At 61.4% G+C, this 13,104-nt stretch carries 10 protein-coding genes and 1 pseudogene; 2 read left to right on the top strand and 9 right to left on the bottom strand.

Translation table 11 applies throughout. From position 1 onward, the window contains the following. Window positions 1–1,680, bottom strand: coding sequence for a 2-isopropylmalate synthase (leuA, locus tag ACOOE1_RS18795; RefSeq protein WP_420403735.1), 1,680 nt, complete (start codon window positions 1,678–1,680; stop codon window positions 1–3). Between the two features lie 399 nt (window positions 1,681–2,079). Here leuA and hemA point away from each other — a divergent pair, with 399 nt between their 5' ends. Further along, window positions 2,080–3,291, top strand: a complete 1,212-nt coding sequence (hemA, locus tag ACOOE1_RS18790; protein ID WP_420406451.1) for a 5-aminolevulinate synthase — start codon at window positions 2,080–2,082, stop codon at window positions 3,289–3,291. A 123-nt stretch (window positions 3,292–3,414) separates the two neighbouring features. On the opposite strand, the gene ACOOE1_RS18785 is transcribed toward hemA, so the two are convergent. From ACOOE1_RS18785 to ACOOE1_RS18755, 7 genes and pseudogenes are all read right to left on the bottom strand, one after another. Continuing rightward, a complete protein-coding gene (locus ACOOE1_RS18785; protein ID WP_420403734.1) occupies window positions 3,415–4,116 on the bottom strand; it encodes an ABC transporter ATP-binding protein in 702 nt (233 codons plus the stop codon). After that, the gene (locus tag ACOOE1_RS18780; RefSeq protein ID WP_420403733.1) at window positions 4,116–4,868 is read right to left on the bottom strand and encodes an ABC transporter ATP-binding protein; all 753 of its coding nucleotides are present in this window, start codon (window positions 4,866–4,868) and stop codon (window positions 4,116–4,118) included. Before ACOOE1_RS18780 ends, ACOOE1_RS18785 begins: the two co-directional genes overlap by 1 nt. Beyond that, the gene (locus tag ACOOE1_RS18775; protein WP_420403732.1) at window positions 4,865–5,839 is read right to left on the bottom strand and encodes a branched-chain amino acid ABC transporter permease; all 975 of its coding nucleotides are present in this window, start codon (window positions 5,837–5,839) and stop codon (window positions 4,865–4,867) included. The genes ACOOE1_RS18780 and ACOOE1_RS18775 overlap by 4 nt, the downstream gene beginning before the upstream one ends. A 3-nt stretch (window positions 5,840–5,842) precedes the next feature. After that, a complete protein-coding gene (locus ACOOE1_RS18770) occupies window positions 5,843–6,766 on the bottom strand; it encodes a branched-chain amino acid ABC transporter permease (protein ID WP_420403731.1) in 924 nt (307 codons plus the stop codon). Between the two features lie 115 nt (window positions 6,767–6,881). Beyond that, window positions 6,882–8,066 carry an ABC transporter substrate-binding protein gene (locus ACOOE1_RS18765; RefSeq protein WP_420403730.1) on the bottom strand — a complete coding sequence of 395 codons (1,185 nt, stop codon included), beginning with the start codon at window positions 8,064–8,066 and terminating at the stop codon, window positions 6,882–6,884. A gap of 199 nt (window positions 8,067–8,265) precedes the next feature. Next, window positions 8,266–10,131: a PAS domain S-box protein gene (locus ACOOE1_RS18760; protein WP_420406450.1), complete on the bottom strand. Its 1,866-nt coding sequence runs from the start codon at window positions 10,129–10,131 to the stop codon at window positions 8,266–8,268. A 198-nt stretch (window positions 10,132–10,329) separates the two neighbouring features. Next, window positions 10,330–10,557 (bottom strand): annotated as a pseudogene (locus ACOOE1_RS18755) (PAS domain-containing protein); the annotation flags it as partial. A 45-nt stretch (window positions 10,558–10,602) separates the two neighbouring features. Between ACOOE1_RS18755 and ACOOE1_RS18750 the strand changes: the two are divergent. After that, window positions 10,603–11,373: a hypothetical protein gene (locus ACOOE1_RS18750; protein WP_420403729.1), complete on the top strand. Its 771-nt coding sequence runs from the start codon at window positions 10,603–10,605 to the stop codon at window positions 11,371–11,373. Between the two features lie 71 nt (window positions 11,374–11,444). Here the strand turns inward: ACOOE1_RS18750 and ACOOE1_RS18745 are convergent, their stop codons facing one another. After that, complete coding sequence (locus ACOOE1_RS18745) at window positions 11,445–13,025, bottom strand: HD domain-containing phosphohydrolase (RefSeq protein WP_420403728.1); 1,581 nt, start codon at window positions 13,023–13,025, stop codon at window positions 11,445–11,447. Between the last annotated feature and the right edge of the window lie 79 nt (window positions 13,026–13,104).

Here is a 13,104-nt window from a genome sequence, read left to right as displayed (position 1 = left end):
TCAGATCCGGTTCACGGCGCTCATCACCGCGCGAATCGGCGCCATGGTGATCGAGGTGTCGATCCCGACCCCGAAAACGCTCTGCCCCTTGTCGTCCGGCACGGTCAGCTCGATATAGGCCGCCGCCTCGGCACGGGAGCCGACCGAGCGAGTATGCTCGGTATAATCCTTGAGCCGGAAGTTGAGACCGAATTCCCGGCGCATCGCATTCACGAAGGCCGAGATCGGGCCGTTGCCGTCGGACTCGATCGTGTGCGTCTCGCCGTTGCGCGTCACGACCGCCTTGATGTGCTCGCGCTCGTTCGAGCCCTCGATCGGGCTCGAGGAGAAGGAAACCAGTTTGAAGGGCCCCTCCGGCTGGTCGATATACTCGGCCATGAAGGTGCTCCAGATCGTCTCGCTGTTGATCTCCTTGCCGGTGGCGTCGGTGATCTTCTGCACCACCTGGCTGAAATCGGCCTGCGCCGGCTTCGGCAGCTTGATCTTGTGGTCGGTCTCGAGCAGGTAGGCGACGCCGCCCTTCCCGGACTGGCTGTTGACCCGGATGATGGCCTCGTAATTGCGGCCGATATCCTGCGGGTCGATCGGCAGGTAGGGCACTTCCCAGTGCGGCTCGTTGCTCTTGCGGATCGCCTGCATGCCCTTGTTGATCGCGTCCTGGTGCGAGCCGGAGAAGGCGGTGTGCACCAGTTCGCCCGCATAGGGATGGCGCGGATGGATCGGCAGCTGGTTGCAGTATTCCGCCACTTCCATCAGTTCGTTGATGTTGGAGAAGTCCAGCTCGGGATCGACACCCTGGGTGAAGAGGTTCAGGCCGAGAGTGACGATATCGACATTGCCGGTCCGCTCGCCATTGCCGAACAGGGTGCCTTCCACCCGGTCCGCACCGGCCATGACCGCCAGTTCCGTCGCCGCGACGCCGGTCCCCCGGTCGTTATGCGGATGCACGGAGAGAATGATCGACTCTCGGCGGCTGAAATTCCGCAGCATCCATTCGATCTGGTCGGCATAGACGTTCGGCGTCGACATCTCGACCGTCGAAGGCAGGTTGATGATGACGGGGTTTTCCGGCGTTGGCTGCCAGACATCCATCACCGCCTCGCAAACCTCCAGCGCGTAGTCCAGTTCCGTGCCGGTGAAGCTCTCCGGGGAATATTGCAGGCGAACATTGGTGCCGGCCTCCTCCAGACGGGTCAGCCGCTCCTTCACCATTTTCGCGCCCTCGACGGCGATCTGTTTCACGCCCTCACGGTCCTGCTGGAAGACCACCCGGCGCTGCAGTTCCGAGGTCGAGTTGTAGAGATGGACAATCACGCTCTTCGCGCCCATCAGACTCTCGATGGTGCGGTCGATCAGGTGTTCGCGCGCCTGGGTCAGGACCTGGATCGTCACGTCGTCCGGGATCAGGCCGCCCTCGATGATCTCGCGAACGAAATTGAAATCGGTATCGGACGCGCTCGGGAATCCGACCTCGATCTCCTTGAAACCCATTTCCACCAGGGTCTTGAACATGCGGTGCTTGCGCGCGCTGTCCATCGGGTCGACCAGCGCCTGGTTGCCGTCCCGCAGGTCGACGCTGCACCATGTCGGCGCGTGGTCGATCACTTTCGACGGCCAGGTACGGTCCGGCAAATTGACCGGCGGATAGGCCTGATATTTCTCGATATGCATCTGGTTCATCACTTCAACTCCCTCGGAGCGGCGCGCATTCCTGGCGGCGCCTGCTCGCGGTTACATTCAAAATTCGTTCCTGAATGCGCCCGATGCCGGAACCTCTACCCTGAAACGGGGCGGGAAGGCCATGATTTGTCTTGAAAATGTGATGTCCGGATGGGGACCCATCCTCAGCGCATCAGCACGGTTCAAGCATACACGAGCGACGTGACCCGGTCTCTCTAGAGAGCCGGGATCGTAAGTCGCAGCGCGAGGCCGAGTTCCGTGTGCGTCAACATAACGCGCGAAACTAGTCAGACTCTGGTGTATCAGTCAAGCTGTGAACGTGCGGATTGACCTGGATAATTAATCCGGGTCCGAAAACGCGAGATGACCGAACCGCACAGAAAATGGGAGAGAGAGGCCGTGAACCTCTTCGATATCTGTCAGGACAAGCTCAACCGGATCAAGGCCGAGGACCGCTATCGCGTGTTCGCCGATCTGGAAAAGCAGGCGGACAAATATCCGTACTACAAACACTATCGCGACGGCCGCGTGGAGCAGGTCCTGGTCTGGTGCTCGAACGACTATCTGGCGATGGGCGGCAGCGACGTGCTGGTGAAGGCTGTTCACGAGGCGGTCGATCAGACCGGTGTCGGCGCCGGCGGAACGCGCAACATTTCCGGCACCAGTCATTTCCATGTCGAGCTCGAGGCGGAGCTTGCCGACTGGCACCGGAAAGAGGCGGCCCTGCTCTTCACCTCCGGCTATATCGCCAACGAGGCGAGTCTTTCGACACTGCTCAGCGCCTCGCCGAACATGGACGTGTTTTCCGACCAGAAAAACCATGCCTCGATGATCCAGGGCATCCGCAAGGGTACGGCGCGCCGGCATATCTTCCGGCACAACGACGTCGAGCATCTGCGCGAGCTGCTGGAAGCGGCCGATCCCGAGAGCCACAAGCTGGTCGCCTTCGAGAGCGTCTATTCGATGGACGGCGATATCGGCAGGATCGAGGAGATCTGCGACCTCGCGCACGAGTTCAATGCCATCACCTATCTCGACGAGGTGCATGCGGTCGGGATGTACGGTCCTCGCGGCGCCGGGATCGCGGAGCGGGACGGCGTGCTCGACAAGGTCGACCTGATCGAGGGTACGCTGGGCAAGGCGGTCGGCGTGCATGGCGGCTATCTCGCCGGCCCGGCGCATGTGCTGGATTATGTCCGCAGCGTCGCCCCCGGGTTCATCTTCACCACCTCCCTGCCCCCGATCACCGCGGCTGCCGCCGCGGCCAGCATCCGGCACCTGAAGGTGAGCGGGCAGGAACGGGCAATGCAGCAGCGCCAGGCGGCCCGCCTGAAACAGGCGTTCACCGATGCCGGCCTGCCGGTAATGCCGTCGGAGAGCCATATCGTGCCGCTCCTGGTCGGCGACCCGGCCAAGGCGCGCGACTTCTCCAACCGGCTGCTCTACGACCACAATATCTACGTGACCGCGATCAACTATCCGACCGTCGACAAGGGCACGGAGCGCCTGCGCTTCACGCCAACCCCGCGCCACACGGACGCGATGATCGCGGAACTGGTGGATATCCTGGTGCCGATGTTCGCGGAAGCGGGGATCCGGAAGCGGGCATAGCGGTCTTGCCCCGAACAGGGTCGTCATCCCGGGCTTGACCCGGGACCTTGCGACGATTTCGTCGAGACCTTCGATCCGGAAGGTGCCGGCTCGGTGGCCGGGATGACGATCAGGGGAGTCGGTTCAAACCCCGAGCTTTTCCTGCACCAGGTCGGCATTCGAGTCGAGCTCGGCGCTCGTACCGGACCAGACAACCTGCCCTTTCTCGACGATATAGTGGCGGTCGGCGATGCGTTTCAGGTCGTCGATATTCTTGTCGATGACGAGGATCGCCTGCCCTTCCTCCTTCAACCGCTCGAGGCAGTGCCAGATCTCCTTGCGGATCAGCGGTGCCAGCCCCTCGGTCGCCTCGTCGAGAATCAGCAGCTTCGGATTGGTCATCAGGGCCCGGCCGATCGCCAGCATCTGCTGCTCGCCGCCGGAGAGCAGGTTGGCCATCGATGTGATGCGCGCCTCCAGTTCCGGGAACATGGCGAGCACCCGCTCCACCGTCCAGGGATCGCGTGCGGCGAACCGGTTCGCCGCCGTCGCGACGAGATTTTCCCGCACGGAGAGGTTCGGGAACACCTGCCGGCCCTCCGGCACCAGACCGAGGCCGTGCTGGGCGATGCGATGCGCGGGCGCGTCGGTGATCTCGTCAGTCTCGAAGCTGATTCGGCCGGCAGCCGGACGGACGATGCCCATGATGGAATTGACCGTCGTGGTCTTGCCCATACCGTTGCGGCCCATGAGCGTCACCACCTCGTTGGCGCCGACCTCGAGGCTCATGCCGAAAAGGGCCTGGCTCGCGCCGTAGTAGGTCTCGATGGATTCGACTCGCAACATCACGCCACCTCGTCGCCGAGATAGGCCTGGCGCACGGCCTCGTCGTTGCGGATCTCTTCCGGAGCCCCGGTCGCGATGACGCGCCCGTAGACCAGTACCGAGATCCGGTCCGCCAGGGTAAAGACGACATCCATGTCGTGCTCGATCAGCAGCATCGTCTTACCGCCCTTGAGACCACGGAGAATTTCCACCATGCGCTGGCTTTCCTCGACGCCCATACCAGCCATCGGTTCGTCCAGCAGCAGCAGTTTCGGCCGGGTCGCCAACGCCATCGCGATCTCGAGCTGCCGGTGCTCGCCATGGGACATGGCCCGCGCGACATCGTGCGCCCGGTCGGCGAGGCCTACGGACTTCAGCGCTTCCATGGCCGGCTCCACCAGTTCCGGCTCGGAGCGGGCCGGGGTCCAGAAACGGAAGGAATGCCCGGCATGGGCCTGCACTGCGAGTGCGACGTTTTCCAGCACCGTCATGTCGAGCATCAGGCTGGTGATCTGGAACGAGCGCGCAAGGCCGAGCAGGGAACGCCTGTAGGCCGGTGTCGAGGTGATGTCCCGGCCGGCGAAACGGATCCTGCCGCCGTCCGGCGGCACCTCGCCCGAAAGCTGCGCGATCAGCGTCGTCTTGCCCGCGCCGTTCGGGCCGATGATGGCGTGCAGTTCAGACTCCCGCACATCCAGATCGACATGGTCGGTCGCGGCGATCCCGCCGTAGTTCTTGTAGAGGTTCCGGACCTCGAGGAAGGCGCCGCTCATGACCCCGCTCCCATTCCGATCCGCTCGCCGAGCCAGCGGAACATCCCGTTGATCCCGCCGCGGGTGAAGATGACGACCAGGATCAGCATCGCACCGAAGGGAAAGTGCCAGTACTGGGTAAGGCGCGAGAGATATTCCTCCAGAAGCACGAACACCGCCGTGCCGAGCACCGGACCGAAGAGGCTGCCGGCCCCGCCGAGCACGACCATGAAAATAAGCTCGCCGGACCGCACCCAGTCACCCATCTCCGGCGTGATGAAGTTGGTGAAATTACCGAGCAGCGCGCCCGCATAGCCGCAGATCGCACCGGAGATCACATAGCTCGCGAGGCGGTAGCGGTAGGTCGGGAACCCGATCGCCTGCATCCTGCGGTCATTCCCCTTCGAGCCCGCGATTACCATGCCGAAACGCGACCGTACGATCCGGTGAACGAGGCCGAGCGACAGCAGGAGGGAGACGAGGACGAAGTAGTAAAGCGTCACGGTGTCGTTGATATCGAACAGCCCGGCGAACTCGCTTCGCGTGTCGATTACCAGCCCGTCGTCACCGCCATATTCCTCGATCGAGACGAAGGTGAAGAACACCATCTGCGCGAAGGCCATGGTGATCATGATGAAATAGACGCCCTTGGTCCTGAGTGCGATCGCTCCCGTGGCAAGTGCAATGGCAGCCGAGGCGAGGATGGCGATGGCGAACTGGAAGAAGCCGTCATAGATTCCGTAATAGGCCGGAATGCCGACGGCATAGGCGCCGATCACCAGGTAGGCCGCATGACCGAAGCTGACCATGCCGCCATAGCCGAGGATCAGGTTCAGACTGACCGCGGCAATCGAGAGAATCATCAGGCGCAGGAACAGGTCGATCAGAAAGATGTTGTCGACCCACTCGGCCAGGAACGGTAGCCCGGCAAGAAACAGCAGAGCGGCGACCATGGCGTAGGCGGGAAGCCCGGTGCGGAACAGTGACGTCATGACTTAGCGCACCTTCGGCGGGAACAGGCCCTGCGGCCGGAATGCAAGAACCACCGCCATCAGGATGTAGATCGCCATGGCGGAAAGGGCGGGCGCGGAAGTCTCCGCGTTCTGCGCCGACATGAAGACTTTCAGCAGCTGGTCGAGGAAGGAGCGACCCATCGTGTCGATCAGACCGACGATCATGGCGGCAACGAAAGCGCCCTTGATCGAGCCGATGCCGCCGATGATGATCACGACGAAGGCGACGATGATGATGTCGTTGCCCATGCCGATGCTGGCTTCGGTGATCGGCGCGATCAGCATGCCGGCAAATCCGGCGAATGCGGCGCCCACCGCGAAGACCAGTGCGAACAGTTTTCCGATATCGACCCCGAGAGCCATCACCATGGTCCGGTTGGAGGCACCGGCCCGGATCAGCATGCCGAGGCGCGTGTGCGCGACCATGAAATAGAGCAGTGCGGCGACGATCAGCCCGGACGAAATGATCACGAGGCGGAAAACCGGGAAATCCAGCCCGCCGAACAGCGTGACCTGTCCGTTGAGAAACTCCGGAAGCGGGATCGCCATGCCGGTCGGCCCCCAGATGAAATCGACGGCCGTGTCGAAGCAGAGGATCAAACCGAAGGTCGCGAGGACATGATCGAGATGGTCATGGGTATAGAGCGCGCGGACCACGATCAACTCGACCAGCCAGCCGAGCAACGCGGTCAACGGCAGCGCGAGGACCACACCGAGGAGGAAGGAATCCGTCAGTTGCGTCAGCGTGGCGCAGAAATAGGCTCCCATCATGTAGAGCGAGCCGTGCGCCAGATTGACGAAGTCCATGATGCCGAAGACCAGGGTCAGGCCGGCGGCGAGCAGAAACAGCAACACCCCCAGCTGAAGCCCGTTCAGCATCTGTATAGTAAAAAGTCCCCAGTCCACCAGGACGCCCCTGTTCTCATATTTGCCGGCAGTCTTGCGCTGCCCGTTTCCAGACTTGAAACCGAAACCGGCGAAGCATGCGCTCCGCCGGTTCCTGCATCACCCGAGGGGGTGATTACATCTTGCAGTCTTTCGCGTACGGATCCTGATGGTTCTCAAGAACCGTCTTGACGATCTTGGTGCTCCAGACGCCGTCCGCGTCCGCCACGACTTCACGCAGATAGAAATTCTGGATCGGGAAGTGGTTGTTCCCGTAGCTGAACTCGCCGCGGGTCGACGGGAAGTCGGCCTTCTTCATGGCGGCCCGCATGCCGTCCATGTCGTCCAGATTCCCGTTCACCGCCTCGACCGCGCTCTTGATCAGGAAAATCGTGTCGTAGGACTGGGCCGCATAGAAGGACGGATAGCGGCCATACTTCTTCTTGAAGCCCTCGACGAACTTCTTGTTCTGCGCATTGTCCAGATCCGGGCCCCAGTGCTGGGTATTGAGCGATCCCATCACGCCTTTCAGGTTGCCTTCCTGGAGTTTCGGCAGGGCGATCGAATCCACGGTGAAGACCGTGTAGAGCGGCAGCTGGCCGAGCAATCCGGCCTGCTCGTACTGCTTGATCAGCGCGCCGCCGGCCTTGCCCGGGTAGAAAACCCAGAGGGCTTCGGCGCCGGAGGCTTTCGCCTTGGCAAGTTCGGCGGAGAAATCGAGCTGCGCGTCCTTGCCCCACTTGGTGAGATCCCGGCCGACGATCTTGCCTTTGAAGGTCCGCTCGACGCCGGCGATCATGTTCTTGCCGGCGGCATAGTTTGGCGCCATCACGTAGACGGACTTGATGCCGTTCTGGTTCAGCACCTCGCCCATCGCCATCGGCGTCTGATCGTTCTGCCAGGAGGTGGAGAAGAAGTTCTTGTCGCACTGCTTGCCGGCGAGCTGCGACGGCCCGGCGTTCGAGCTGATCAGGAACTTGCCCGCATCCAGCGCCGACTTCTTGGAGGCCAGCAGGACGTGGGACCAGATGAAGCCGGCGACGAAATCGACGTCGTCCCGCTTCACCAGCTTGTCGACCTTCTGCTTGCCGATCGGCGGATTGAAGGCGTCGTCCTCGATAAGAAGCTCGACATCCAGACCGGCCATCTTGCCGCCGATATCGTCCATCGCCAGATTGACCGCATCGACCATGTCCTGACCGATGACACCGGCCGGCGTCGTGATCGTGGTAACGAAACCGATCTTGACCTTGTCGGCCGCCATCGCCGGCGCGGCCAGCAATGCCCCCAGGGCCGCAAGGGCCGTTATTTTCTTGTACATTTCACAAAGCCTCCCAGTGTGAAGCGGCAACGATGCCACAGCCCCCGATATGCAACATAGTGCACACCTTCTTACGAAGTTGCATTATACTTGCGTCCTTGGCAATCCTGATCCTCGGACGGCCAAACGGCTCCCGAAAATGACGGATCGCAAATTCAGAGAGTAATCGCGGTCAAAAAATATTTGAAGCTTAAAATAATCAAGCTTCGGCGGCGCGCTCCTGCTCCGGGGTTTCCGGGGCAACAATCGGTATCAAGACAACCACTCTGGTGCCTTTTCCGGGCTCTGAAGAAAGAGACACCGAACCGCCCAGCACACTGTGCACGATCGAATAGACCAGATGCATGCCGAGCCCGCTTCCTCCGCTGCCAAACCGCGTGGTGAAGAACGGCTCGAACACCCGGCGGACGACATTGGACGGCATCCCCTTGCCGTTGTCGGAGATGGTCAGAGACACCGTCCCAGTATCGACCTGATCGGCGCGAATTTCGATGCGTCCCCCAGGATCGGGCTCATTGTCGAACCCGTGTACGATGGCATTCTGAATCAGGTTGATCATCACCTGGCCGAGCGGCCCCGGATAGGAGTCGAGCTCGTAAGTCTCGGGCACGCTGGATTCGAAGGTCAGGTTGTGTCCGCCGATCGTCGCTTCCATCGTGGCCACGATATCCCGGGTCATCTCCGCAAGGCTGAATGACCGGCGCTTCAGACTCGTCTGGTCGACCGCTACCTGCTTGAAGCGGGAGATCAGTTCAGAGGTACGCTCCAGCCCTCTCTGGATAATTCCGAGGCCCTCGCCAAGCTCGGTCATGACATTGTCGAACATGGCCCGGCTGATCTTCTGCGCTTCATAGGCGCTCCTGAGCTCTTCGAGCGAGCGCGCGAGCTTGGTCACGACAGTGTAGCTCGCGCCGACGGGTGTATTGATCTCATGGGAAATTCCGGCGACCAGCCCCCCGAGCGAGGCAAGTCGCTCGGATTCCATCAACTGCCCTTGGGCGCGCTTCAGCTCCGTGATGTCCGTCGTGGAGCCGTGAAAACCAACGAACACGCCATCGGCCCAGAGAGGCTTGGCATTTATCCTGACCACGCGCGCGCCAAGCGGATGTTTGCGTTCGATCTCGATCCCCCTGATAGAGGCACGAGACCGGAGCTTTTCCTCGAACGTGTCCCAGACATCTTTCTGCTCGACCTGGCGTTCCTGCTCCGAAAAAAGCGAAGTGATCGGTTTTCCTATGTGATCTTCAGCCTTGCGTCCCGTTTGCTCGAAAAAATTCTCCGAGCACCATACCAAATTGAGATCCGCGTCCAGTTCCCAGAACCAGTCGGCTGTGGCCGAGGCGATATTGCGGAACCGTCCCTCGCTCTTGCGCAGCTCCTGCGTTCGCTCGCGAACCGTCTGCTCCAGGCTCTCGTTGAGATTCTTCAACGCCGCCTGGGCTTGCACGAATTCCGTGATGTCATAGCGCATGCTTGCGATGGCCCGTACGTCTCCATCCGGGCCCAAGACCGGGAAACTCACGACGCGAAACTCCGTCGCGGGACCACCCGGGTCAGCGGTGTAGCTGTAATCGTAGGCTGCAGCCCCGCGCGTGACCGAGACGCGGCGCGCCGCATCTTGAAGCATTTCGGCGGGTTCCATACGGTCGCTCTTGGCGAGGACCTCTTCAACGGTGTGTCCAAGGATATCGTCGACCCGGAGCCCGAGCTGAATTGCCGCGCGCGTGTTGACACGCAGGAAACGGCCAGACAGATCCCGAACCAGGATTCCGGAATCTGCGTTCTCGAGCACATCGGTCATCACCGCTTCCACGTCGCGGCGCGCGGCCTCCGCCTTGATCCGCGTGGTGACGTCCACGATCACGCCAAAGGTCCGCACCAAGCGACCGGTCCGGTCGTAATCGAACTCGGCGGAAACCTGCAGATAACCGACCGATCCGTCATCCCGTATGGTCCTGATTTCCTTGTCAAACCCTGGATCCAGGTCTTTGACCATATTCCTCATATGCTCGAAGAACGCACGATCCATCGGGTGGACTCGCTGCAGGACCTCGTCGAACTCCACGACGTTGCGCCCCGGCACCTCGAAGATCTGCTGCGCGGTTTCGGAGAGCCGCACACGATGTTCGAGGGGATCGAAGGTCCAGTGCCCGATGCGTGCGAGTCTCTGCGCGCGGCGGAAATCGCGCTCGCTCCGCAGAAGCTCGAACTCGAGCTGCTTGATGTCCGTGACATCCTGTATCGTGCCAAGCGTGCCGATGAGGTTGCCGTTTTCGCCGTAGCTCGGACGCCCGCGGATGCGGGTCCAGATGATCCTGCCATCCAGCCGGATCATCCGGACAACAGTGTCATAGTCCCGATGCTCGGCTATCGCTTGATCCCGCTCCGCGATGAATTTCTGCCGGTCCTCGGGATGGATCATGTCCTCGGCGATGCTGGGGACCCGGGTGTCCGCCGCTTCTGCGGCGCCGACACCGAGTATCTCCCGCATGGAAGGCGACCAGGCGGTCTTGTCTTCGATCAGGCTGCGGCGCCAATGCCCAACCCGCGAGACCCGCTGGGATTCCAGCAACGCGGCCTCGGTACGCCGCTGATCGGTAATATCCTGGTTCGAAGTAACGATGTTCGTCACTTCACCCTGATTCCCGACGAGGATCTCGAATTGAATCAGGACATAGCGCAGATCTCGATCGGCCGATTTGAACCGGCATTCGACCTGCGCGGGACCATGCCCGTCCAAAGCTTTCTTCTTGGCCTTTTCGTATCCGGGTATGTCCTCAGCCACCATACAGGCACGGATATGAGCGGGCGTGGTGTGGTTGCCTTCAAGGCCCAGGATTTCGCGGAACGGCCCATCCACGAAGATTCTGTCGCTTGCACCATCAAGATAGGTATATCCGCATTGTCCGAGTTCCTGCGCTCTCTTGAGAAGAAAGCCGATATCGGGCCGGCGGAGGTCTTCGGATCTCACTCCCGGAACAATGCGGGTCGTCAGCCGGAATCCCGATCCGGCGACAGTGCTGGCATCCGGCCAGTCATCGGGCCGACCGCTCAAGACAAGCTCGACACTGTCCGGACCGCTTCTTGCAACCAGATGAACATCGTGAAAATGCGTTCCCGTCTTCAGGCATTCGCGCACCGCGCGCTCGAATTGCCTCTTGCGGTCGGCATCCTCGTCTCCAAAACACAGCGCGCCAATAACGCCTTCGGGAGCAAGGCCGGTGATTTCTCCAAAAGACGAAGAGAGCGAGAACGGCGCGCCCGAGGCGTCCGCTTTCCATTCGAAAACAAGCTCGGATGTCGATGACTGATTCAAAACGAGTGGTTCCTTGTCGTCATGAATTCACAATCGACGAGGGAGGCGCCGTCGAAGACGGCCTAGAGCGAGACGGCGTCCGAATACGTTTTCCTGATATCTATCATGGTTTCCAGATTATCCATGAATGCGTCGACGATACGAGGATCGAAATGCTTTCCGCGTTCGTCGCGGATCAACTGCACCGCGCGCTCGACGGTCCAGGCCTTCTTGTAGACACGCTCCGACGTCAGCGCATCAAACACGTCGACCAGTCCGACAATCCGCCCTTCCACCGAGATATCCTCGCCTACCAGGTTGTTCGGGTAGCCGCCGCCGGCCCATTTCTCATGATGCTCGAGAGCGATGCGCGCCGCGAGCCGCAGGATCGGCATGTCCGAGCTCCGCAGCATCTCGTACCCGATGGTCGTATGCGCCTTCATCGCCGTCCACTCGTCATCGTCGAGTTTTCCCGGTTTGCAAAGAATGGCATCGGGAATCCCGATCTTGCCGATATCGTGCAGCGGGGCGGCCCTGAACAGCAGCTCCGAGCGCGAGGGGGACAGTCCGATGTTATCCGCGATCTCCCGAGCGTAGAGCGCGACACGCGAGACGTGCCGTCCGGTCTCGCCGGACCGTGTCTCGACCGCCTCGCCCAGGCGCAGCACGATTTCGCGCTGTGCCCGCTCGGTCTGATCGTGCAGACGCAGATTTTCGAAAGCGGTCAGAACCTGGCCGATGAACACTTCGACGATCTGCGCGTCCGGACCGTCGAGATCTTGCAGCTCCGGCAGGAAGAGCAGGCTGGTCTGGCCCGCGCGGCCGACGATACCGGCAAGAAGCGCATCCTCGCTGCGGCTGGTGTGAATGCCGGGCCCGCGCGTCGCCAGCTCTTGGATCAACGCCTTGTCGGTCGGCCCCAGCGTCATTTCAGAGAGGGTACGGGCGCGAGCACCGGCACCGTGCCCCGCAACGACATTGAAGTTCTCGGCCGAACCGCTGTTTTCATCGGCCACAGCGAGCACCGCAGACGAGCCGATCTTCTCCCCTGTGCCGCGGTGCAGATTGGCGAGGGATTCAAGATTTTCCAGAATTCCGCCGGCGAAGCCGTCCAGGGTCGGTTCCTCGAACAGGGCCGTCGAGGCCTGCAGAACCTTCATCAATCCGCGCCGGCTCTGTTCCATCGCCAGAAACTGCTGGTAGGAACGCAGACCCGCATAGGCCAGCGAGAACAGTTTCTGCGCACTCAGCTCGGTCTTTTCCTTGTAGTCGCTGATATCGTAGTCGGTGATGACGCTCTGTTCCGGAGCGTGACCGGGCTGACCGGTGCGGACGACAAGACGGATCAGCTTGTTGCCCATGTCCTCGCGGATATAGCGAATGAGATCGAGCCCGGCATTCGGCGTCTCCATCACCACATCGATCAAAGCGAGACCGACGTCCGGATGCTGCGAAAGAACCTTTTTTGCTTCCGCGGCGGAATAGGCGGACAACAGATTGAGCGGACGTCCCTCGACTTCGACATCGCGCAGGACAAGCGATGTGGTCGCCGCGACATCATGGTCGTCATCAACGATGAGAACTTTCCACGGCTCCGCGCAACTGCCGGCGATCGCCGGTTCGTCAACGATGAAGTCGAGAATATTCAGATCTTCTTGCGGCATCTCGCTCCCATGCACAGCCCGCACCCGACGGCACGATGCCGGTCCTCCCACCGAATGGTCCGTTTCCCGACTGTTCTGC

Origin of the sequence: Nisaea sp. (assembly GCF_965216895.1) — a bacterium.
In the GTDB taxonomy this organism is placed as follows: domain Bacteria; phylum Pseudomonadota; class Alphaproteobacteria; order Thalassobaculales; family Thalassobaculaceae; genus Nisaea.
The sequence above is the reverse complement of the archived record's forward strand: the minus strand, read 5'-3'. Positions and strand labels throughout refer to the sequence as shown.

Bases quoted from the DNA above. Each gene is read 5' to 3' on its own strand.
- ACOOE1_RS18775 (WP_420403732.1), bottom strand. From the start codon at position 5,839: ATGACGTCACTGTTCCGCACCGGGCTTCCCGCCTACGCCATGGTCGCC.
- ACOOE1_RS18785 (WP_420403734.1), bottom strand. From the start codon at position 4,116: ATGTTGCGAGTCGAATCCATCGAGACCTACTACGGCGCGAGCCAGGCC.
- ACOOE1_RS18765 (WP_420403730.1), bottom strand. From the start codon at position 8,066: ATGTACAAGAAAATAACGGCCCTTGCGGCCCTGGGGGCATTGCTGGCC.
- leuA (WP_420403735.1), bottom strand. From the start codon at position 1,680: ATGAACCAGATGCATATCGAGAAATATCAGGCCTATCCGCCGGTCAAT.
- ACOOE1_RS18780 (WP_420403733.1), bottom strand. From the start codon at position 4,868: ATGAGCGGCGCCTTCCTCGAGGTCCGGAACCTCTACAAGAACTACGGC.
- ACOOE1_RS18745 (WP_420403728.1), bottom strand. From the start codon at position 13,025: ATGCCGCAAGAAGATCTGAATATTCTCGACTTCATCGTTGACGAACCG.
- ACOOE1_RS18750 (WP_420403729.1), top strand. From the start codon at position 10,603: ATGCCCAACCCGCGAGACCCGCTGGGATTCCAGCAACGCGGCCTCGGT.